This window comes from Ancrocorticia sp. (genome assembly GCF_052089425.1).
Classification (GTDB): Bacteria; Actinomycetota; Actinomycetes; order Actinomycetales; family Actinomycetaceae; genus Ancrocorticia.
This window is the reverse complement of sequence record NZ_JBQCZW010000023.1, coordinates 9383-30647: the sequence shown is the minus strand read 5'-3', so window position 1 is coordinate 30647 and position 21265 is coordinate 9383. Positions and strand designations below refer to the sequence as shown.

At 58.7% G+C, this 21265-nt stretch carries 18 protein-coding genes; 15 read left to right on the top strand and 3 right to left on the bottom strand.

What is annotated here, in order from left to right; genetic code table 11:
* Positions 1-90: 90 nt before the first annotated feature.
* From ACTHV6_RS08410 to pstB, 7 genes are all read left to right on the top strand, one after another.
* Positions 91-720 (top strand): hypothetical protein, encoded by a 630-nt coding sequence (locus tag ACTHV6_RS08410; RefSeq protein WP_441386874.1) that lies wholly within the window; start codon positions 91-93, stop codon positions 718-720.
* Positions 721-767: 47 nt separating this feature from the next.
* A complete protein-coding gene (locus tag ACTHV6_RS08405; protein ID WP_441386873.1) occupies positions 768-3263 on the top strand; it encodes an RNA degradosome polyphosphate kinase in 2496 nt (831 codons plus the stop codon).
* Positions 3260-4363 (top strand): NUDIX hydrolase, encoded by a 1104-nt coding sequence (locus ACTHV6_RS08400; RefSeq protein WP_441386872.1) that lies wholly within the window; start codon positions 3260-3262, stop codon positions 4361-4363. Before ACTHV6_RS08405 ends, ACTHV6_RS08400 begins: the two co-directional genes overlap by 4 nt.
* Before the next feature lie 119 nt (positions 4364-4482).
* Positions 4483-5592 (top strand): phosphate ABC transporter substrate-binding protein PstS, encoded by a 1110-nt coding sequence (gene pstS, locus ACTHV6_RS08395; RefSeq protein ID WP_441386871.1) that lies wholly within the window; start codon positions 4483-4485, stop codon positions 5590-5592.
* A 102-nt stretch (positions 5593-5694) separates the two neighbouring features.
* Entirely contained in the window at positions 5695-6747 is a 1053-nt protein-coding gene (gene pstC / locus ACTHV6_RS08390; protein ID WP_441386885.1) for a phosphate ABC transporter permease subunit PstC, read from the top strand.
* Positions 6744-7859 carry a phosphate ABC transporter permease PstA gene (pstA, locus tag ACTHV6_RS08385; protein WP_441386869.1) on the top strand — a complete coding sequence of 372 codons (1116 nt, stop codon included), beginning with the start codon at positions 6744-6746 and terminating at the stop codon, positions 7857-7859. Before pstC ends, pstA begins: the two co-directional genes overlap by 4 nt.
* A gap of 28 nt (positions 7860-7887) precedes the next feature.
* Positions 7888-8667 carry a phosphate ABC transporter ATP-binding protein PstB gene (pstB, locus tag ACTHV6_RS08380; RefSeq protein ID WP_441386868.1) on the top strand — a complete coding sequence of 260 codons (780 nt, stop codon included), beginning with the start codon at positions 7888-7890 and terminating at the stop codon, positions 8665-8667.
* A 55-nt stretch (positions 8668-8722) separates the two neighbouring features.
* Here pstB and ACTHV6_RS08375 read toward each other — a convergent pair whose 3' ends face one another.
* The 3 genes from ACTHV6_RS08375 to ACTHV6_RS08365 all read right to left on the bottom strand — a co-directional run bounded on the left by ACTHV6_RS08375 (position 8723) and on the right by ACTHV6_RS08365 (position 11758).
* Complete coding sequence (locus ACTHV6_RS08375) at positions 8723-9739, bottom strand: anion permease (protein ID WP_441386866.1); 1017 nt, start codon at positions 9737-9739, stop codon at positions 8723-8725.
* Positions 9740-9741: 2 nt separating this feature from the next.
* On the bottom strand, positions 9742-10362 hold the full coding sequence (locus tag ACTHV6_RS08370) for a DUF47 domain-containing protein (RefSeq protein ID WP_441386865.1): 621 nt from the start codon (positions 10360-10362) through the stop codon (positions 9742-9744).
* A gap of 631 nt (positions 10363-10993) precedes the next feature.
* Positions 10994-11758 carry a winged helix-turn-helix transcriptional regulator gene (locus ACTHV6_RS08365; RefSeq protein ID WP_441386864.1) on the bottom strand — a complete coding sequence of 255 codons (765 nt, stop codon included), beginning with the start codon at positions 11756-11758 and terminating at the stop codon, positions 10994-10996.
* A gap of 195 nt (positions 11759-11953) precedes the next feature.
* Between ACTHV6_RS08365 and ACTHV6_RS08360 the strand changes: the two genes are divergently transcribed.
* The 8 genes from ACTHV6_RS08360 (at position 11954) to ACTHV6_RS08325 (ending at position 21105) form a co-directional block, all read left to right on the top strand.
* A complete protein-coding gene (locus ACTHV6_RS08360; RefSeq protein WP_441386863.1) occupies positions 11954-12754 on the top strand; it encodes a hypothetical protein in 801 nt (266 codons plus the stop codon).
* A 9-nt stretch (positions 12755-12763) separates the two neighbouring features.
* Complete coding sequence (locus tag ACTHV6_RS08355) at positions 12764-13336, top strand: FABP family protein (RefSeq protein WP_441386861.1); 573 nt, start codon at positions 12764-12766, stop codon at positions 13334-13336.
* A 31-nt stretch (positions 13337-13367) separates the two neighbouring features.
* The gene (gene ygfZ / locus ACTHV6_RS08350) at positions 13368-14567 is read left to right on the top strand and encodes a CAF17-like 4Fe-4S cluster assembly/insertion protein YgfZ (protein WP_441386859.1); all 1200 of its coding nucleotides are present in this window, start codon (positions 13368-13370) and stop codon (positions 14565-14567) included.
* On the top strand, positions 14564-14899 hold the full coding sequence (locus ACTHV6_RS08345; protein ID WP_441386858.1) for a DUF2516 family protein: 336 nt from the start codon (positions 14564-14566) through the stop codon (positions 14897-14899). Before ygfZ ends, ACTHV6_RS08345 begins: the two co-directional genes overlap by 4 nt.
* A gap of 10 nt (positions 14900-14909) precedes the next feature.
* Positions 14910-15362: a D-aminoacyl-tRNA deacylase gene (gene dtd / locus ACTHV6_RS08340; protein WP_441386857.1), complete on the top strand. Its 453-nt coding sequence runs from the start codon at positions 14910-14912 to the stop codon at positions 15360-15362.
* A 133-nt stretch (positions 15363-15495) separates the two neighbouring features.
* Positions 15496-18078 (top strand): ATP-dependent Clp protease ATP-binding subunit, encoded by a 2583-nt coding sequence (locus ACTHV6_RS08335; RefSeq protein WP_441386855.1) that lies wholly within the window; start codon positions 15496-15498, stop codon positions 18076-18078.
* Between the two features lie 191 nt (positions 18079-18269).
* The gene (locus ACTHV6_RS08330) at positions 18270-19520 is read left to right on the top strand and encodes a serine hydrolase domain-containing protein (RefSeq protein WP_441386854.1); all 1251 of its coding nucleotides are present in this window, start codon (positions 18270-18272) and stop codon (positions 19518-19520) included.
* A gap of 571 nt (positions 19521-20091) precedes the next feature.
* Positions 20092-21105 carry a hypothetical protein gene (locus ACTHV6_RS08325; protein WP_441386853.1) on the top strand — a complete coding sequence of 338 codons (1014 nt, stop codon included), beginning with the start codon at positions 20092-20094 and terminating at the stop codon, positions 21103-21105.
* Positions 21106-21265 lie beyond the last annotated feature (160 nt).

The window sequence follows — 21265 nt, the reverse complement described above, 5'->3', positions numbered from 1 at the left end:
TACACCGGGAGTTCATCATCGTGTTTCGTGGAAGTTTACCCATTGGAGGGTGATCTGCGGGACAATGTAGGAAGCATAGAGGAGGTTGCCATGAGCAGAACACCACGGCGTCCGGCGCAGCTTGACGCGGAGCAGATCGAAGCCATCGAAGGCGATTCGGATGTGGCCTACAACTCCGAGTTGGCGCACACATCGGCACAAGCGCTGGTGCCGATCGGACAGGCACGAGTTGAGCAGGATCTTGAGGCAGTTAAACGCATCATCGCGCTAGTAGACGATGAAGGCGTGGACGTCCTTGCGGAGAGCTGGGTTCGTTCACCCGAGGACACACTCCCGGGTATTCTGTGGCGCGGATACCTGCTTCGCGAATGGATTCGCAGGTCCGGTAATGCAGTAGCTGACCGCTACGAGAAGGTCGTGGATCTGATGAAATCGCAGGGCGCGGATGGCGAACTCAAGATCTCCATGACGCCAAAGCCGGGAACTATTCTTCAGGAGTGGAACACGGTTCTGGCTGGAACCTTCGAGGGAACATTTGAAGATGTGCTGACCGATTCGGCTCGGATCACCAACTTTCTCGGTGAAGTCAACCCCGCGTGGATCGAAACTGATCAGGATCAGCTGGCCAACATCGTGACTCGGCGTGATCGGGCGCTGATGGCCACATCGGCAGAGTTCCGGCACGCAGCAGCGTTGGCGTCCGAGGGCCTACTGGAATAGCGCGCAACAACAGTTCGGTTCTCAGAAGAGTTTTAGGGGAAGTAAACGTGGCAGATCAGTACACCGAGGAACAATGGCAACAAAGTGGTGAGCCCGATCTCCCGCGTGAGCCCGAGGGTCAGAATCAGCCTGAGGCGGAGGCCCAACGTGACGGCCAGAACCAACCTGACGGACAGAACCAGGCTGAGGGCGATGCCGCCCATTCGGACCCGGGACCCCAGCTCACGGATGAACGAGATCCGGACTTGGAAGAAGATGACATCACGGAAACCGTGGTGGATCAGGATGAACAGCTGGCGGAACGCGCACGCAGGCAGGCGCGCCTGAGGTTAGGTTCGGCCATATCCACCACGTCTTTGGTGGATATGGCACGTCAAGCGCGCGAGGAAGCGAAACTCTCCAGCCGTTCTCTGGACGAGTCACCGCTGCCGGAGGGGCGTTTTGCTGATCGCGAGCTGTCATGGCTGGCGTTCAACGAACGCGTACTGGAGCAGGCCGAGGATCAGGATCTACCCATTCTCGAGCGCGCGTGGTTCCTTGCGATCTTTGCCTCGAACCTCGACGAGTTCTTCATGGTGCGTGTAGCAGGGCTCAAGCGCAGGATTGCCATGGGCGTGGCCGTGCCCTCAGCTTCCGGGCTCAGCCCGCGGCAGATGCTAGATGGCATCATTGAGCGCGCGCAGGACCTCATGGCACGCCATGCGAACGTGTTCCTCAAGGATGTTCAGCCCAAGCTGGCAGATGTGGGCATCGATATTCTTCACTGGGAGGATCTCCCAGACGGGGAAACCGGGAGGCTACGCAAGTTCTTCAAGAAGCAGATTTTCCCCGTTCTTACCCCGCTGGCGGTTGATCCTGCCCATCCTTTCCCCTATATTTCGGGGCTCTCGCTGAATCTTGCGGTGGTTCTTCGTAACCCGAAAACGGGTAAGAACCTGTTTGCGCGGATCAAGATTCCCGAGCTCCTTCCACGTTTCATTGCGGTGGATGCAGAAGGCCGTCCCTACAAGCCGGAAGACGTCCCGGTGGATGTGGAAGGGCGCACCAAGTACGTGCCGCTCGAGGAAGTCATAGGCGCCCATCTGGATCAGCTCTTCCCCGGCATGGAGGTGCTGGAGTACTACAACTTCCGCGTCACCCGAAACGAGGATCTGGAGGTTGAGGAAGACGATGCAGAGAACCTTCTGACGGCCCTTGAGAAGGAGCTTGTGCGGCGCCGGTTCGGGCCGGCTGTGCGCCTCGAGGTGGAAAAGAAGATGTCATCGAACGTCCGCAAGATCCTCGTGCGGGAGCTGGGCGTGCGTCAGGATGATGTGTTTGAGCTTCCGGCTCCGCTGGATCTCACAGGCCTGAACGTGGTGCACGATCTGGATAGACCGAACCTCAAGTATCCGCGATACGTGCCGGTCACCTCCTATGGACTGGCGGAAGTGGAATCGGCCAAGCCGCGTGACGTGTTTGAAGCGATCCGGCGCCACGATATCCTCCTGCACCACCCCTATGAATCATTCAGCACATCGGTCCAGCAGTTCATTGCGCAAGCCGCGGATGATCCGAAGGTTCTCGCCATCAAGCAGACGCTCTATCGCACATCCGGCGATTCGCCGATTATTGACGCCCTCATCCGGGCAGCCCGCGCTGGCAAACAGGTGCTGGCTGTTGTGGAGATTAAGGCGCGGTTCGATGAGCAGGCGAACATCGATTGGGCGCGAAAGCTTGAGCACGCTGGCGTACACGTGGTGTACGGAATTGTTGGGCTGAAAACCCACTGCAAGCTGTGCCTCGTTGTGCGCCAAGAAGCCGAAGGCCTGCGCCGTTACTGCCACGTGGGCACCGGCAACTACAATCCCAAGACGGCTCGCGGCTACGAAGATCTGGGCCTGCTGACATGCGATCGCGATGTTGGTCAGGACCTCACCCGATTGTTCAACCAGCTGTCCGGTTACGCCCCGCAGGCCAAGTTCCATCGCCTGCTCGTTGCCCCCACGGGCATCCGCGCCGGGCTGGTGGATCGCATTGAACGCGAAATTGTCAACAAGAAGGCAGGCAAGGATGCATGGGTGAAGCTGAAGTCCAATGCCCTTGTTGACGAAAAGACGATTGACGCCCTGTATCGTGCCAGCCAAGCCGGCGTGCCGGTGGATATCCAAGTTCGCGGGATTTGCGGATTACGCCCGGGCATCCCGGGGCTTTCGGACAAGATTAGGGTCCGTTCGATTCTCGGCCGATTCTTGGAGCATTCGCGTATTTACGCGTTTTGTAACGACGGCGATACCGATGTTTTCATTGGCTCGGCCGATCTCATGCACCGAAATCTTGATAGGCGAATCGAAGCCCTCATTAGGATCACCGATTCAAAGATGATCGAGACCTTGGTGGACATGCTGGACGTGGCATGCGCCGATACCACCAGTTCATGGCATTTGGAGCCGGATGGCTGGGTGCGCCATCACCTGAGCCCGAAGGGCCGGCCACTTCAGGATATTCAAGAGCTCCTGATGCGCCAGGCGCGCTCAAGGGTTGCCAGTGGCAGGCTCTCATGAGTATCAAGGAGTTGCCGGATACACCGAAGGCGGAACCGGAAGGCACCGATCTCCCCACAACCGAGGGCACCAAGGAAGAGAGCACCAAGGAGGGTGGCGCCAAGGATCGCCGCCGCACCACCTCCTCGAAGGTTGAAGTGCGGGCCGCCGGTGGCATCGTGTGGCGAAAGAATGGGCGCAGGCTCGAGGTGGTGCTGATCCATAGGCCCCGCTACGATGATTGGTCATTTCCCAAGGGCAAGATGAAGGACAATGAAGATCTCCGATCGTGTGCCATCCGCGAGATCGGTGAGGAAACTCAGCTGAAGGTTGCGCTGCGCAGGCCTGCTGGAACCATCCGGTATCGGCTCAAGAGCGGCCAGCTGAAAGAAGTCACCTACTGGGTGTGCCATGAGCTGGAGAATGATCACCCGGCTGTCAAAGCACGTCAAAAGATCAAACCGGCCTCAAAGAATGAAATCGATGAAGTGTTGTGGGTTCCGCTGTCCGAAGCGATGGTGATGCTCTCATCGGAGCTGGATCGCGAAATCCTTGGCCGGGTAGTGGACATGTGGAGCGATGGCAAGCTGGACACAACCCCGGTGATCATGGTGCGCCATGCGCGCGCCGTCAAACGTTCCAACTGGCGCAAAGGCAAGGGGACGGAAGATACCCGGCCACTGACCTCGCGTGGCGATGAACAGGCCAAGATGATCAGCCACCAGCTCGATGCTTATGGAGCACGCCAACTCACGTCTTCTCCATGGAAGCGGTGCATGGACACCCTAGGTCCATACGCGAAGGCGGCCAACCTACGGGTGATCGAGCGGCCCGAACTCACGGAGCATGCCTATGACAAGCATAAGAAGCCTGTTGTTCGGGCTGTCCGCGACCTGATCCGCGAGGTTGAGGAAACGGCGGTGATCTGCCTGCACCGGCCCACGTTGCCCAGCGTGTTCAAATCGGTGAAGGATCGCGCGCCCAATGGACTGTACAAGAAGATTCCCTCGAAGGATCCCTACTTGAAGACCGGCGAGATCTTCATCGCCCACATCGCCCATCCCTACGGGAGGGCGGCCCAGATTGTCGCAGTGGAGCAGTACCGGCCCACAACGCGATAGCACCCTTACGGCAACGTTCACCGATCGTTCACCGGGCGATGGTGCCACGGTTACAGTGCGTGCTTAACGTTACATGTGAGCGCAACTTGCGCTCCTTGCGACATCAAAGGATGCACATCGTGAAAACTTCACGCTTCAAGGGCGCCGGGCTCGCCGCTATCGCCGGCGCGATTGCCCTGACGCTTTCAGCTTGCTCCTCAGGCCCACAGGGTGACGGTGCAAATGGTGCTGGCACAACAGATTCTTCGGAGGGCTCTGGTTCGAGTGGAACCATCAACGGTTCGGGAGCCTCCTCCCAGCAGAATGCGCAGCAGGCTTGGCGCGATAACTTCTCATCGGTAGAACCGGGCATCACGGTGAACTATGAGGCCACTGGATCGGGAACGGGCCGTGAGCAGTTCATTGGCGGTCAGGTGTCCTTCGCTGGGTCGGATGCCCCTCTCAGCGCGGACGAACTGGAAACCGCCAAGAATGTGTGTGGCGAGGTTCTAGAGCTACCTGTGTATATTTCCCCGGTTGCTGTGGCGTACAACTTGCCAGGGGTGGATGAGCTCAACTTGTCTGCCGAAAACGTTGCGGGCATTTTCTCCGGTGAGATCACGAACTGGAATGATCCGGCGCTGGTGGAGGACAACCCTGATGCGGGCCTGCCAGATCTGGACATTATCCCCGTCAACCGCTCCGATAAGTCCGGAACAACCGAGAACTTCACGGCCTACCTGTCAGAAGCCGCACCGGATGCATGGGCCGAGGAACCAAATGAAGTATGGCCAGTCAGTGGCACACAGTCGGCAGAAAAGACCTCTGGCGTTGTCCAGCTCACCCAGTCTGTTGAAGGTGCTGTGACCTATGCTGACGCTTCTCAGATTGGCGATTTGAGTCACGCGAGCATCGAGGTGAACGGCGAATTCCTCGCCTACTCGCCCGAAGCTGCGGCCGCCATCGTGGACAACTCCCCTGAGGCGGAGGACGCCACCGATACCGTCCTCACCTACGATCTGGTGCGCGATGGTTCGGTTGACGATGCCTACCCGATCGTCATGGTCAGCTACCTCATGGGATGCCAGACCTACGATGATCCGGAGCTAGCGGAGAACGTGGCCTCTTACTTCACCTATGTGGCATCTGCCGAGGGCCAAGAAGTTGCCACTCAGTCGGGAGCGGGTAACGCCCCCATCTCTGAGGAACTGCACGACAAGGTGCAGGCAGCAATCGACACCATTCAGTAGTGACCGAGGCGGGCTGGGCACCTCACACCGGCGCCCAGCCCGCTCCACAAAGGAGCATACGTGGCATCTACATCGGTGGAATCACCGGAACAGGCGCAGAACATGCCCAACCAAGCACAAGGCTCGGAGCGCGTAGAAAAGAAGCGCTCCAAGGCCGTGGGCGGGCGTGGGGATGTTGTGTTTGCCGGCGTTGCCAAGGGCGCGGGAATCCTTATCATCCTGCTTCTTGGCGCCGTTGCCTTTTTCCTTATTTCCCAGTCCTACCCGGCATTCGTGGCATCCGATGAGACGGTGCAGGCGGAGGTGGGCTTCACCCGCGGGATGAGCTTCTGGCAATTTGCCGGGGCCGCCTTGTTCGGTACGGTGCTCTCCGCGCTGATCGCGCTGACGGTAGCCACGCCATTTGCGATCGCGATCGCACTGTTCATTTCACACTACGCCCCCCGCCGCTTCTCCGGCGTGCTGGGATATGTGATTGACCTTCTCGCGGCCATTCCTTCGGTTGTGTTCGGCCTGTGGGGCATGCACACACTGGAGCCAGTGATCCGCCCGATCTTCGCGTGGATCTCTGACATCTTGACCCCCGTTCTGGAATGGTGGGTACGATCCGTCCCTGGCATGGGATACATGGCGGAAAACTTTGACTGGTGGCCGCTCACCCCCGATCTGGTCCACTTCGTTCCGCCTGCCCGCAACATCCTGATGGGTGGGCTGGTCTTGGCCATCATGGTGCTGCCCATCATCACCTCCCTGTGCCGTGAAGTGTTCCTCCAAACCCCGCAGCTTCAAGAGGAAGCCGCGCTGGGCTTGGGCGCTACGCGCTGGGAGATGATCCGGATGACGGTGCTTCCCATCGGCCGTTCCGGAATTGTTTCGGCCGCAATGTTGGGACTGGGGCGCGCACTTGGAGAAACGATGGCGCTCCTCATGGTTCTTTCGGCCGGCCTACAGGTGAATATCCAACTCATGTCACCGGGCCAGCACTCCACCATCGCCTCCCAGATTGCCCTGAACTGGGGAGAAGCGCAGGGCGGCCTTGAGCGCCAGTTCCTCATCGGACTCGGCCTGCTGCTCTTCGCCCTCACTTTTGTGGTGAACTTCGTTGCGCGCCGCATCATGGCCCGCTACTCAGAATTCTCAGGAGCTAACGCATGAGCAGTGATACGGACGTGACCACCCACGGGGGCGGCCCACAAGAAAACGGGGGCTCCGCCGTCGTCGTCGAACAACGTGTCGGTATCCCCGAAGCGTTTGATCGCGGAGCCCGCCACCTACCCACCTACACCCCGTGGGCTGTGGGCGCCGCGTCCGCGCTGGTATCGGTCGGAATCTTCCGAGGCGGAGCATCGAACGTCATGGGGATGACGATCGTGGCTGTGCTCATCTACTTGGCGGCTATGACCTCCCTCTCGCGCTTCTACGAAGGCCGGCGCAACAGCTCCGATCGGCTGGCCACCACACTGATCTGCGGATCGTTCCTGCTGGCCGTTGTGCCGCTGTTTTCGCTGCTCTACACGGTGGTGGTGAGTGGCTTCGAGGTGATGTCACCGGCCTTCCTTAACCACACCACCGAGGGAATGACTCTGGAAGGCGCCATCCCCGGCGCCGGCCACGCGATTATCGGAACCCTGTTGGTCACGTTCTCCACCGCCCTGATCGCCGTTCCGCTCGGGATCTTCACGGCCATCTACCTTGTGGAGTATGAGGGCGGCTGGCTCAAGAAAGTCATCACGTTCCTCGTGGATATTATGACGGGAATCCCCTCGATCGTTGCTGGCCTGTTTGCCGCCGCGATGCTGCCACTTCTCGTGGGGGACGCCGGATACCGTTCGGGGTTCATGGGGTCGGTTGCGCTGGTTGTGCTGATGACCCCGCTCGTGGTGCGCAACACCGAGGAGATGCTGCGCCTAGTCTCCAACGAACTGCGCGAGGCAGCCTACGCCCTGGGCGTCACCAAATCCCGCACCATCGTCAAGGTAGTCCTCCGCACGTCACTGCCGGGCATCGTCTCCGGCTGCGTGATCGCCACCGCGCGCATCATCGGCGAATCGGCGCCGTTGCTCATCACGGCCGGTTCCACCGATTACTACAACTTCTCCCTCTTCAATGATCGGGTCATGACCCTTCCGGTTTTCGTATACAACCAGTACGTTGCCGGGAACTATCCCATGGCATGGGGCGGCGCTCTTGTTCTCGTGCTGCTGGTCCTGATCCTCAACCTGATCGCCAAGCTCATCGCCCACTGGTTTGCGCCCAAGGGCCAGTAGGCGGCTATCAAACGTGAAAGGCAACAACGTGTCTCAAGGTATTGACGTCACCAACGAAAGCATCTTCTACGGCCAGCACAAGGCCGTGGAGGACGTGAACGTTCACATCGATCCGCGTTCAGTCACGGCCCTTATCGGTCCGTCCGGCTGCGGCAAGTCCACCTTCCTCCGCTCGCTCAACCGGATGCACGAGGTCATCGCGGGCGCCTATGTGGAGGGCGAAGTGAAGATCGATGGCACGGATATCTACGCCTCAGGCGTCGATCCAGTGGATGTGCGCGGGCACGTGGGCATGGTGTTTCAGCGCCCCAACCCGTTCCCCACGATGTCCATCGGGGACAATGTGTTGGCAGGCATGCGCCTGAACAACAAGAAACTCAAGAAGTCCGATGCGGACACGATCGTGGAGCGCGCCCTGCGCGGGGCGAACCTGTGGGAGGAAGTCAAGGATCGCTTGGCTCGGCCCGGCTCCTCACTTTCTGGCGGTCAGCAGCAGCGCCTGTGCATTGCCCGTGCCACGGCAGTCCAGCCGGACGTGCTCCTCATGGACGAGCCATGCTCCGCCCTCGATCCGATCTCCACACTGGCTATCGAGGACCTCATGAACGAACTCAAGTCCACCTACACGATCGTTATCGTCACCCACAACATGCAGCAGGCCGCCCGCGTTTCGCAGATGACCGGCTTCTTCAACATTGACGGCGCGGGAAAGCCCGGCCACCTCGTGGAGTTCGATGATACGGAAACCATCTTCTCCAACCCCGCCGAAAAAGCCACCGAGGATTACGTATCTGGGCGCTTTGGGTGATCGGCCGGCGTTGTCGCGTCTTTTGACGACGACGGCGGCCCGTCAGTCCGTGCTGCTAGGCGGGAATCACCTGAAGGAGCAGCCAGGTGGTGCCGGCAGCCATAAGGGCTGCGGCTGGGAGAGTCATCACCCACGCGGTGGCGATGTTTCCGGCGATGCCCCAGCGAACCGCGGAGCGGCGCTTTGTTGCCCCAACACCCATGATCGCGGTGGTGATCGTGTGAGTGGTGGAGATGGGTGCCTGCCACACGAATGCGGTGGTGTACAGGACGCTGGCTGCAACGGCTTCGGCGGCGAATCCGCTGGCTGGATCAAGATCGATGATTTTCTGGCCGAGCGTTTTCATGATGCGCTGGCCTCCCGTGTAGGTGCCAAGGGAGATAGCGGTGGCCGCTCCCAGCTTCACCCAGGTGGGGATGCCATCGCCGTGGTTGTGGTAGCCGCCGGCAATGAGCGCAACCACCACAACGCCCATCGTCTTCTGAGCGTCCTGCAGGCCGTGGCCCAGCGCCATCGCGGCCGCTGAGATGGTCTGCAGGTGCCGGAAGCGGCGCATTGTTGGCTTGTAGGAGGCGTTGGCAAGCATGCGCAGGAGGAGGCGCATGAGCAGGTAGGCAAGCACGAAACCGATCGTTGGCGAAAGCACCATCGGGATCACCACTTTGTCCAAGATGGCGTCCCAGTGGACTGAAACGGCTCCCACGATTCCTGCGCCCGCAAGCCCGCCAATCAGCGCATGCGAAGATGAGGAGGGAAGGCCGAACCACCACGTGATGAGGTTCCAGATGATGGCGCCCGCTAGGGCACCAAGAACAATGACCAAGCCTACGTGTGCGGTTTCAGCATCATCGATGTGGATGATGTCTTGAGCAATGGTTTCGGCAACTCCCGTTCCCAGAAGCGCCCCAATGAAGTTCATGACGGCCGCCATCGTCAGGGCGGCGCGTTTGCTCAGCGCACGGGTTGCGACCGATGTGGCGATCGCGTTCGCTGCATCATGGAAGCCGTTAGTGAAATCAAAAATGAAGGCTACAGCAATGATGAAGCTGACCAGCAGGAAGGTCTCGGACAAGGTCAGGACTCCTTGATTGCGATCGATTCGATTGTGCCTGAGAGCTTCTCGAAGGCATCAACAGCATCTTCAATCACGTCCAGCACCAGCTTGACCTTCATGACTTCAAGTGCGTCCGTGGCATCCTCGAACAGCGAGCTGACCATTTTCCGGTACACCTGATCGCCCTGGTTTTCGAGCTGATTGATCTCGATCCAGAAATCGCGGGTCTTCTCATCGATCACCGCGAGGCGGCCCATCATGTCGTGTGTGAGTGCTGCGCAGTTGCGCAGGATCTCCACCTGAGCATTCACGCCGTCCGGAAGCTTGCCCGGCTTATACAACACGATGTTGTCACCGGCTTCGTCCATAAGATCCACGCAATCGTCCACCACGGACGCGAGTTCGTACAGATCTTCGCGATCGAAGGGAAGCACGAATGACTGGTTCACCTTGCGGAGCACGGTATGGCAGGCTTCGTCGGCCTGATGCTCAACCTTGTGCAACTGGTCGTTCAGCTCTGCGCGGCTCTGAGGGTCAGCGCTAATAATCTTTGTCAGAATGTCGGCTGCTTGCATGAGGTGGCGGGATTGATCCGCCAGTAGCTCGAACAGGCCTTCTGATTTGGACTTCTTAAAAGCCACGAGTTCTCCTTGAGGTTCAAGGTTGCCGCAGAGTAAACGGCATTCCAATAAGCAGGATAGGGCATGAAAGCGCTCTAGCCTATCTACTTTACGAGATTCTTAGCGGAACGCTGGCAAAATGCGGAGTTTTTGGGAGGGGCGGCGTCTGCCCTTCTCGGGTGATGTGCACGTAAAGTGGCGGTATTGCAGGGACTTTAGGGTGCTCGATCGGGACGGAATAGCTGTGGGCCATTCGGCCTATGATCCTTGTGGGATGCTGCACCCACTTTATCGCCGTAACACCGCCACTTCACCGTCTGTTCACCATTTGTTTACCTTGGGGCTTCGGAAGCGGCTCATGGGGGTTAAAGGCCAGAGCAAAAGGTGAGAGCCGCACGCAATGTGCGGCTCTCACCTGTGGGACATCGAACCCGAGAGCGCCAGTCGGCGCGAAGGCCGCTCGGAGCGGCAATAGTTGGAGCCCGGGGCTTCCGTGATCCGATGTCGTACAGCCAGCATAACACCCAACTTCGTGCATGTCTCGCCTAAGTTTGATTACTTTTTGACAACACGATCAGCTTGACCCAAAACACTGATATGACGCGGAAAAATGGCAGGAAATTACCCTCGCGTAAGTTGTTGAACGCCGTGATCAGGCGTCGAAGCGGTACCCCACGTTGCGTACGGTGGAGATCAAAGCTTCGAACTCGGGGCCAAGCTTGGCACGCAACCGGCGCACATGAACATCGACAGTCCGCGAGCCGCCGAAGTAGTCATAGCCCCACACCTCTTGGAGTAGTCCGTCACGCGAGATGACCTTGTTCGGGTTGGCCGCCAAGTATCGCAGTAACTCAAACTCCTTATACGTGAGATTCAGTGGGCGATCGCCAGCTCGCGCGGTGAATGCGTTGGAATCGATGTAGAGGCCTGCGATCGAGATGATGCTCTTATCTAGGTTCTCCTGCCGCGCTTCGGCAACGGCCCGATCACTCATCATGCGTACGCGCGCCTGGATTTCCGCCGGCGGCGCACTGTAAAGAACGGTGTCAGTTGCCCCCCAAGAAACAGCTACTACCGCATACCCACCTTCTTCAAGAACAAGAAGAATGGGCGGGGCTTCCATGGCGCCGCTGGCAGCGCGGCACAGGGATCGGGCCGAAACCAGATCGCGCCGTCCATCAAGGATGAGCGCATCCGCGTCCAGATTCATGGCAAGTGCGGACGTCGTGAGAGGAGCTATATCAACGTCAAGGGTCAAGAGCACGAGCCCGGGCAGGACATCTTCGGGCGCGCTGGCGTCTGACGTGAACAGAACTATTCCTGCCATCGCGCCTCCCGTTGGTAGTACCACGTTCATCATAGTTCCATATGCATCTCCGGCGCTCAGATGGACAAGAAGCTGATGGTTGTGTGCCATCGCCATGAGAAGAGCGGCGACGCGGCGGGGAAAGGTCCAGCTTTTTACTCAGTGAGCGAGCAGCGATTTCCACCGGTGTCAACACATTCGATACATTCACGAAATATTCACGTAATCAGGCGATGGCGGATATGGACTTCGATCATCTGGTGCAAAGGTTCGGCATCGATGCTGAGCGCATGAGAAGATGCTGAGGTGGAAAAGCAACGATCATTTCCGGAAACACGCAGAGGGTCACTCGCAATTCTCTTATCGGGGTTGCTGGGGTTGATCCTTCTGGCGTTCGGAATGGGGTGGGCGGCCCAAACGAGAACTGGATTATCTGATGATCTTCTGGATTCGTTTGGTGAGCGACTGGTCGTCTTGCTCATCGCGCTGGCGCTGATTCAGTTGTTTTGCGCATGGCATGTGCCGCGCCTGCTTGAGCTTCCGCATGAGAATGCAGCTCGGGTGTGGTTGATCATCGTTTCGGTGGGAGCTCTTGGTGCAGTATCCCTTGGGACATTGGAACAGTTGGCGGTGATCGCCGCATTGGCCGTGCCGGTGATTTTCATGGGCGAAATGTTCCGGCCCGGCAGCCGCGACCACTTGCTCTGGCAGGTATCTGGTACATACGCAGGCGCGGTTCTGGCCGTGATGAATTCGATGTGGTTTCTTGTGGCGAGGTCTGGAGCGGCCAGTGTTGCCTTGGTATGTGTGGCGGCGATGTGCGGTGCCCTTCTCATTTCTCTGGTGCTCGTGGGCCGCACGCGTCTCATAGCCGTTCCGCTAGGCGCGCTCATCGGCGGGTTCGCGGCACAGTTCTGGTTAGGAACATTGCCGGGGTGGATAACGCCTGCCTTTGCTCTTGCGCTAGCGCTCATCATGTGGGGATTGGACTATCTTGCGCGCAGTGTGGGCCTGCGTGACAATCGCGGGGCGAAGGCAGCACTGGGCCTTATCCCTATTTCCGCCATGGGCGTTGTGGGGTATGCCCTCAGCCTTCTTGTGCTCTAGCCTTAACATATGGTCTTTCAAATCCCCGATAACCTCGCGCCCGAGTGCTACCCCATGGCATGGCTCATGGATTCGTGGAAAGGCGCGGGAGTGCTCGAATATGAGGGTATCGAAGCTGCCGGGTATCTTCATGAACTGACGATTGATAATGACAATGGTGGCCCATACCTTCGCATGCGATCGGACATCTGGCTGGCGAACGAGCCAGCGGGCGCCGTGGATAAAGAGGTCCCGGGTGCGGCCATGTATGAGGAACTCACAAAGGGTGATCTGTGGAGTTCCACAACCGGCTATGTGCGCGCCACTCCCGGCGCCGAAAAACGCGATGATGCCACCTTGCTCGAAGCCATGACATCCTCCCCGGCCGGGCATGCGATGACGTGGGCTGGCCTGATTAAAGGACCGCAGGTTCAGCTGGCGGCCGATGCGATTGCTGCGACTCCCACAGCGGGAGAAATCACCGCTGCCCGTGTGATGGGTGGATTGGTCCATTCCGATCTGTTCATGGCCTATGACATGGCTGCGTTTGGTGTGGAACTGCGCAGTTACATGGCTGGCCGGCTCTCACGGATCCAGAAGTAATCACGTAGCAGGCATTCAGAAGTAGGGCGCTATGGCAAACGAAGCCGCACACGAACCAGCAGCACAACGTGCCGCTGACGCTGAGTCCGATGGTCAAGCATGGGTAAGCCCGTTGCTGGAGATGCTCTCGGGCATTAATGCCGATGGGGTTGATGAGGGGATCGCTGCGCACTACACGGCGCCGTTCCCCGAACAGCGTGCTCTCGATGGCGGAAAGGCCTTCACCGATCTGTCCAATCGCGATGTTATTCAGCTGACCGGCCCCGACCGTTTGAAGCTACTTCATCTTTTGACCACCCAAGATGTTGAGGCGCTGCCCGCAGGCTCTTCCACGGAACTCATGGTGCTCAGTCCAACGGGGCACATTGAAAGCGCCGTCGGAGCATTGGAGGACGGCGAATCCACGTGGTTGCTGGCGGATGTGGGGGCGGGCCCGCGTATCTCAGATTTCCTCATGTCCATGAGGTTCATGATGCGCGTGGAAGCAGAGGCGCGCCCAGATGTGGCGATGGTGGGTGTGTATGGGCCAGCCCGTACCGCGGCAGCCGGAGCGGCACTGCGCGGAAGCGGCGGGGCGCCCCTGATCTGGGATGATCCGTGGCCCGAGACGGCGCCGTTTTCTGCAACATACGGCCCAGCTGATAAGGATCACCCAGCCTCGGGAGTCAGCCGTTCGATCGTTTTGGTGGACAAGGAATCGCTTGAGCGGGTGGCCGCTGAGCTGATTGACGGTGGCTTGGAAGCTGCTGGAATCACCGCCTGGGAAGCGCTGCGGGTGGGATATTGGCGCCCGCGGCCCGATTTTGAAGTGGGGGAGCGGGCCCTACCGCACGAACTTGACTGGATTCGCACGGCGGTTCATCTGGAGAAAGGCTGTTACCGTGGCCAAGAAACAGTCGCGAAGCTCGTCAATATGGGAAAGCCTCCGCGCCGGCTCACGCTGCTGTACTTGGAAGGTCCTCCCGATGAGTTACCCGAACACGGCGATGCCGTGATGTTTGGGGAGCGTTCGGTTGGCCAGATCACCTCAGCCGTGCGCCACTATGAGGACGGGCCGGTAGCTCTCGCCCTGTTGCGCCGGAACCTCGATCCGAGCGCCGTCCTGAACATCGGCAAGTTCCAAGCAACTCAAGAGCCAATCGTGAACACGGACGGCAGATCCAGCGCATCGCCGGCTGAACGCCCCGGCGCAGAATTCCGCCGCCGCGGCCCGAAGGAAGGAACACTGTGAGTTACTACGCCGTCATGGGATGGGTGAATCTGCTTCTGACCTTTGTGGTGCTTGCCGTTGTTGTGTGGGCACTGATTTCGGCAGCGACACGTCCCTCTCGTGATTTCGCGTATGCCAACACCACGAAGAGGTTCTGGGTCATTGCCCTCATCTTGTGTTTGCTGGTGTCACTCAACGGCGTTCTGTATTTCATTCCGTTGACATTCGGATTCTTCCTGTCGCTCGCAGCGATCGTAATGCCAATCTATTATCTGGGACCAGTCCAGTCCCGTATGCCCAGAAAACCGCGGCGCCCTCCGCGGCGCCCTCCGCAGCGTTCGGGCGGATGGTGAGGAGTTAACTATGCGCGCGGTTATTCAGCGTGTCACGCGAGCCACGGTGAGCGTGGAAGGTGAAGTTCTCGGTTCGATTGGAACGGGACTGTGCGTGCTCCTCGGGGCAACCCACGAGGACGGCACGGCTGAAGTGGCCAAAGTGGCCAGAAAGATCGCCCAATTGCGTATTCTACGCAACACAGAAGGCGAAGATGATCCGAACCAGCGTGTGAGCGCTGAGGAATCGCACGCCCCTATTCTTTTGGTCTCCCAGTTCACCCTGTACGCCGATGTTCGCAAGGGGAGGAAACCCGGATGGTCGCATGCGGCCCCCGGCCCTGTGGCGGAACCCCTTGTCCAAGCCGTGGCCAACGAGCTACGCGCAACGTATGGCCTAGACGTTGACGAGGGAAAGTTCGGCGCAATGATGGAAGTAGAGATCGTCAATGACGGCCCCTTCACGATTCTCGTGGAGGCCTAGCACCGTCAAGTGCCGCCCGCTCGCGCCGGCGCGTGCCGGTGCCAAGGTAACGCCTATGGCGAACAGTTGGCATTGAGAAGCCCGCGCGTCGTTACAGTTAAGTGAATTAACCTGTGCCATCCAAGGAGTGACAATGTTCGAACGGTTTACCGACCGAGCCCGCCGAGTCATCGTGCTCGCGCAGGAGGAAGCTCGAACCCTCAAACACAACTACCTGGGGACCGAGCACATCCTGCTCGGACTCATCCGTGAGGGTGAGGGTGTGGCTGCGAAGGCGCTGGAAGCGCTAAACATCACGCTCGATGACGTGAGGGACCAGGTCATAGACATCATTGGGGAGGGCCAAGAGCCACCGGCTGGCCACATCCCCTTCACACCGCGCGCCAAGAAGGTTATTGAGTACGCCATGCGGGAGGGCCTGCAATTGGGTCACTCCTACATCGGCACCGAGCACCTTCTGCTGGGCCTGACGCGGGAACCTGACGGCGTAGCCGCGCAGGTCCTCATCAAGCTTGGCGCCGATATGCCGCGCGTGCGCAATCAAGTCAATCAGCTGATCTCCGGCTTCCAAGGCAAGGAGCCAGTAGGCGTTGGCGGCGGCGCTCGCGAAGGCCAGAAGGCTGGATCAACGGTTCTGGACCAGTATGGGCGCAACCTCACCCAGTCGGCTCGTGAGCACAAGCTTGATCCGGTGATTGGCCGTCATACGGAGACCGAGCGCGTCATGCAGGTTCTGTCTCGCCGCACCAAGAACAACCCCGTGTTGATTGGCGAACCGGGCGTGGGCAAGACCGCCGTGGTTGAGGGCCTTGCCCAAGCCATCGGCGCAGGTGACGTTCCGGAAACGTTGAAGGACAAGCAGCTGTATTCGTTGGATATGGGATCGCTGGTTGCCGGTTCGCGTTACCGTGGTGATTTCGAAGAGCGGATGAAGAAGATCTTGAAAGAGGTCAACACTCGCGGCGATATCATCCTGTTTATTGACGAGATCCACACGATGGTGGGCGCCGGAGCTGCCGAAGGCGCTCTCGATGCCGCTTCGCTACTCAAGCCCATGATGGCTCGTGGCGAACTTCAGGTTATCGGTGCCACCACGCTGGATGAGTACCGCAAGCACATTGAGAAGGATGCGGCACTTGAACGCCGCTTCCAGCCCATTCAGGTGGATCAGCCAACGGTTGCTCAGACCGTAGAGATCTTGAAGGGCCTTCGTGACCGCTACGAGAGCTTCCACCGTGTGACAATTACGGATGAGGCGCTTGAGGCGGCGGCTTCGCTGTCCGATCGCTACATCAACGATCGCTACCTGCCTGACAAGGCCATCGATTTGATCGATGAGGCCGGTGCCCGGTTGGCCATCCGCAAGATGACTGCCCCACCGGAGCTACGCGAACTTGATGAGAAGATCGCTGGCGTGCGCCGCTCGAAGGAAGCCGCCATTGACGGTCAGGACTTCGAGAAGGCCGCGTCGCTCCGCGATGAAGAGCAGCAGCTTGCTGGCCAGCGCGCAGAACGCGAGCAGGCGTGGAAGGACGGAGACATGGACGTGGTGTCCGTGGTTGATGACGATCTCATCAACGAAGTTCTCTCCATGGCCACAGGCATCCCCGTGTTCAAGCTGAGCGAGGCCGAATCGGCCAAGCTCCTGCGCATGGAAGAGGAGCTGCATAAGCGCGTTATTGGCCAGAACGAGGCAGTGGTGGCGCTTTCGCAGGCCATCCGCCGTACGCGTGCAGGCCTGAAGGACCCGAACCGTCCAGGCGGCTCGTTTATCTTCGCCGGCCCAACCGGCGTTGGAAAGACGGAGCTTGCCAAGGCCCTCGCCGAGTTCTTGTTCGGTGACGAATCCGCCCTGATTACTCTGGACATGTCCGAGTACTCGGAGAAGCACACGGTTTCGCGACTGTTCGGTGCTCCTCCCGGGTATGTGGGCTACGAAGAAGGCGGCCAGCTCACCGAGAAGGTGCGCCGCAAGCCGTTCTCCGTGGTGCTGTTTGATGAGATTGAGAAGGCCCATCAGGACCTCTTCAACTCCCTTCTTCAGATTCTTGAAGAGGGACGTCTTACGGATTCCCAAGGCCGGATGGTGGATTTCAAGAACACGATCATCATCATGACAACGAATCTTGGAACCAAGGACATCGCCAAGGGTGTGAGTACTGGTTTCCAGTTCGATCAGGACACCACAACGTCCTACGAGCGGATGAAGCGCCGTGTGGGAGAGTCCCTGAAGGACCACTTCCGCCCCGAGTTCCTGAACCGCGTGGACGATACGATCGTGTTCCCGCAGTTGGATCGCGAGGAGATCCTCCAGATCGTGGATCTGATGGTCTCCAAGCTGGACAAGCGCTTGGCCAATCAGGATCTGCACATTGTGCTGACGCAGGCTTCGAAGGAGCTGCTCGCGGATCGTGGCTACGATCCCGTGCTAGGAGCCCGCCCGCTGCGCCGCGCTATTCAGCGCGACATTGAGGATGTGCTGTCCGAGAAGCTGCTGTTTGGCGAATTCGAGCGTGGCCAGAACATCGTGGTGGATGTGGATAGTGACAACATCCCGATGACGTTCACGTTCACTGGCCAAGATGAGGATGCGCCACTGCCAGACGATTCGGTTGAAGTGAGCGATCCCGGTGAGATGGATAGCCTGACGGCAGGCGTGGATAACCGCCGCCCGGGTGAAGGCACCCAGCCCAGCGGGCTTTCCGCAGCTCACTAACATCCGCATATAGTGCTGTCACCCAAGCGGGGGAAACAAGGCTCGGTCTTGTTTCCCCCGCTTCGTCGTCGTCGTTCCCTTTCCTCACTCACGCAAAGAATCCGGTGAATTCGTACTCGCGTAATGGTGCGCCCCGTCGTAAGATTGTGACGTGCATAATGCATGAAGGTGTGCGAATCCGAAGGAGAATCATGTCCGTACATGTTGTGGAACCGGAGAGCGTGGGCGTATCGAGTGAATACCTTGCGCATGTAGATGAGCTTGTTGCCCGCCATCTACGTGAGGATGCGTATCAGGGGATGGTAGTCCTGATGGCTCGGCACGGCAAGATTTGTTATTTCAAGGCGTTTGGAAATGCCGACGACGACGTTCCTATGCAGCGTGACTCCATCTTTCGTCTAGCTTCGATGTCCAAAGTGCCCAGCGCAGCGGCCGTGCTGCAACTGTGGGACCGTGGGCTGATTTCCTTGGCTGATCCTATCGCCACGTACCTGCCGGAGTTCTCGCAGATGTATGTGGCGCGCGAGGGGGCGAATGGTGAGGATACGCTGGTGCCAGCCACGAACCCCATCACGATTCACCATCTGCTCTCCATGACGGCGGGGCTGACCAACAGCTGGTGGTATGACGAGCAGAGCGATAAGTACGCCTACCGGACCGTTCCCAAGTACTACGCCGAAGGTGGTGTGCCTGACGATTTTCAGGTGACGGACACGAACCTTGAAGAAAAGGTAAAGCTACTGGCGCGCCAGCCACTGATGGCGAATCCCGGCGAAGTGTTTGACTACTCGAATAATTCGGTGGATACGTTCTGCCGGTTGGTTGAAGTGGTATCGGGCATGGACTTTGATACCTATCTCCGAACCAACATCTTCGAACCGCTGGGTATGAAGGAGATCTGGTTCTATCCGCCGGAAGAGGTTCAGGATCGCGTGGCCGCGGTGTACTGGGGTGGAACCAAGGAGAAGCAGCTGGAGGACTTCCCGTTGGGACTCGGGAAGATGGGCGTCAACTATGGCTTTGGGGGAGCCAAGCGGTTCTTCTCTGGTGCCGGCGGCCTGCACGCTACCACGCACGATTACTATCGCTTTGCTCAGATGTTACTTAATGGCGGAGAGCTGGACGGGGTTCGTATCCTGAGCCGTGCGGCCGTGGATCTGATGACCCATAATGAGATTGGAGATCTGACGAACTGGCAACTCACGCAGAACAAGTGGGGCTACCAGCTGGATATTCAAGATGGGGTAAATGCTCCTGCGGGATCGCCGGCTTATTTGGGCGGGGCGGGTGCCTACGGCTGGCAGGGATTCTTCTCTACCAAGTTCGTCAATAATCCTGCGAATGACACGGTGATTATGACGATGACAACCCCTGGATTTGATGGGGCGCTTCCGCACAACCTGCTACTTGTGGCCGCTGCCAATGCGGCGGTGATTGATTAATTGAGGCGGCGTAAAATGATTCCCAAATGTGTCCTATGTTACTGAGATTATGTGCAAAGTAACACGAGAATCTCAAGATTTAACAGAGGCGGTGTTAGTCTCGGTAAGACGGTCAGCACCTCCATGTGGCGGTGCGGGCGGCCGTCGGAGAGTTCACGAGCACCAAAGGGGGAGTGGCATGGAAATGCGGAGCGTCCTCGCAACACACATTTCTGGCTTCGCCTACACGGAGATCCTCACGCAGAATTCACATTCTGATGAGCGTGTAGATGAGGTTGGTGGCGTTTCGCCAGCTGGCGTTCGCGCCGCTGTGTCCCATGACTCTTTCTTTGGTGGGCGTCTGGTACTCTCCAATAATGCGCAGCTTGCAAGGAGTGGCAAACGTGCCATGAGTTGTGAACCTGCGTGCAGTTTAGCCAAGGGGAGGACGGGACATACCTTTGATCCCGCCTTTTACTTGGCCTCGAAAGGTGCAGCTATCGAAGCACTTGAGGAGCAGTCACAAACTGCTTGGCAAGGTTTCGAAAGCTGTTGCAAGTAATCCCTAACCACCCTAGTAGAGGAATTCAACGTGGAATTTGATCCCCTATGGCTGATCGCCGCCTTTGGTGGCGGCGCATTCGGCGCAGCAATCGGCGGCCAGACCGCCTTTATTATGACCGGCATTATGTACATGGTTGGCCTCGCAGGCTACATGGGCGGATTCGACGCCGGCGTGTTCATGGATTCCGTGGTGTTCGGTCCCGTCTTCGGCCCGCACATCGCCTTCGCAGGTGGTGCAGCTGCTGCTGCATACGCGGCAAGGCGGAACTACCTGCCAGCGGGTATGAACGGCCGTGACATCGTGACGCCTCTTGCGGGCTTCTCGAAGGCTGACATCTACGTTGTGGGTGGCATCTTCGGCATGATCGGCTACACCCTGAATCAGATTGTGGCCATGCTGCCAATCTTCAAGGTGTCCGATCCGGCCATGAACTATGGAGCCACTGATCTGGGCTCCACGGATACCGTGGCCTGCACGATTATCATCATTGCCATTTGTGTCCGCTTCCTCTGGGGCAGCACTGGCCTCTTCTCAACCAAGGAGGGTCCGCTCTTCTGGGTTGGTGGAGATAAGCACTGGGTTGCTCATCAGGAAAAGTGGTCGCATACCGCACTCATCGGTTTCTTCTCCGGTCTACTGTCCGGTTTCGCAACCCTCATGCTGGTTCTGTACATCTTCCCGATCAACCCGGGAATCGTGAACCACGCTCAGCTGGTTGGATGGGCCATTTCGGCTATCACGCTGATCTTCCTGACCTGTGGGCTCAATACCCCGGTTACCCACCATATGACGATCATCGCCTCGATCGCGGCGCTCAAGTTTGCGCCAACCTTCGCGGGCGCAGATCCGGGTTCGTGGACCAGCAACGATCTGATTATCCCGCTGCTGCTCGCAGGCCTGTTCGGCTTGATTGCCGGTCTGGTTGGCGAAGCTCTATCCCGCAGCACGAACGCCAATGGCGATACCCACATTGATCCTCCGGCCTTTGCCATCTTCCCGATGACAACCGTGCTGTACGCGATCACTGCGATCATCGCCTAGTAACAACATCGTTGATTTTGTCAACGAGAGTGGTGGGGGGGGGGGGGGGGGGCCCCCCCCCCCCCCCCCCCCAAAAAAAAAAAAAAACGAACCCCCGCGGCAAACGCCCAAAAAAAAAGAGAAAAAGACTAAATATTATTAAATTGATTGGGCACACAAA

Excerpts from the sequence above, each read along its gene's own strand:
- ACTHV6_RS08410 (WP_441386874.1), top strand. The coding sequence starts at position 91 with ATGAGCAGAACACCACGGCGTCCGGCGCAGCTTGACGCGGAGCAGATC.
- ACTHV6_RS08400 (WP_441386872.1), top strand. The coding sequence starts at position 3,260 with ATGAGTATCAAGGAGTTGCCGGATACACCGAAGGCGGAACCGGAAGGC.
- pstC (WP_441386885.1), top strand. The coding sequence starts at position 5,695 with ATGCCCAACCAAGCACAAGGCTCGGAGCGCGTAGAAAAGAAGCGCTCC.
- pstA (WP_441386869.1), top strand. The coding sequence starts at position 6,744 with ATGAGCAGTGATACGGACGTGACCACCCACGGGGGCGGCCCACAAGAA.
- ACTHV6_RS08365 (WP_441386864.1), bottom strand. The coding sequence starts at position 11,758 with ATGGCACACAACCATCAGCTTCTTGTCCATCTGAGCGCCGGAGATGCA.
- ACTHV6_RS08355 (WP_441386861.1), top strand. The coding sequence starts at position 12,764 with ATGGTCTTTCAAATCCCCGATAACCTCGCGCCCGAGTGCTACCCCATG.
- ygfZ (WP_441386859.1), top strand. The coding sequence starts at position 13,368 with ATGGCAAACGAAGCCGCACACGAACCAGCAGCACAACGTGCCGCTGAC.
- dtd (WP_441386857.1), top strand. The coding sequence starts at position 14,910 with ATGCGCGCGGTTATTCAGCGTGTCACGCGAGCCACGGTGAGCGTGGAA.
- ACTHV6_RS08335 (WP_441386855.1), top strand. The coding sequence starts at position 15,496 with ATGTTCGAACGGTTTACCGACCGAGCCCGCCGAGTCATCGTGCTCGCG.
- ACTHV6_RS08330 (WP_441386854.1), top strand. The coding sequence starts at position 18,270 with ATGTCCGTACATGTTGTGGAACCGGAGAGCGTGGGCGTATCGAGTGAA.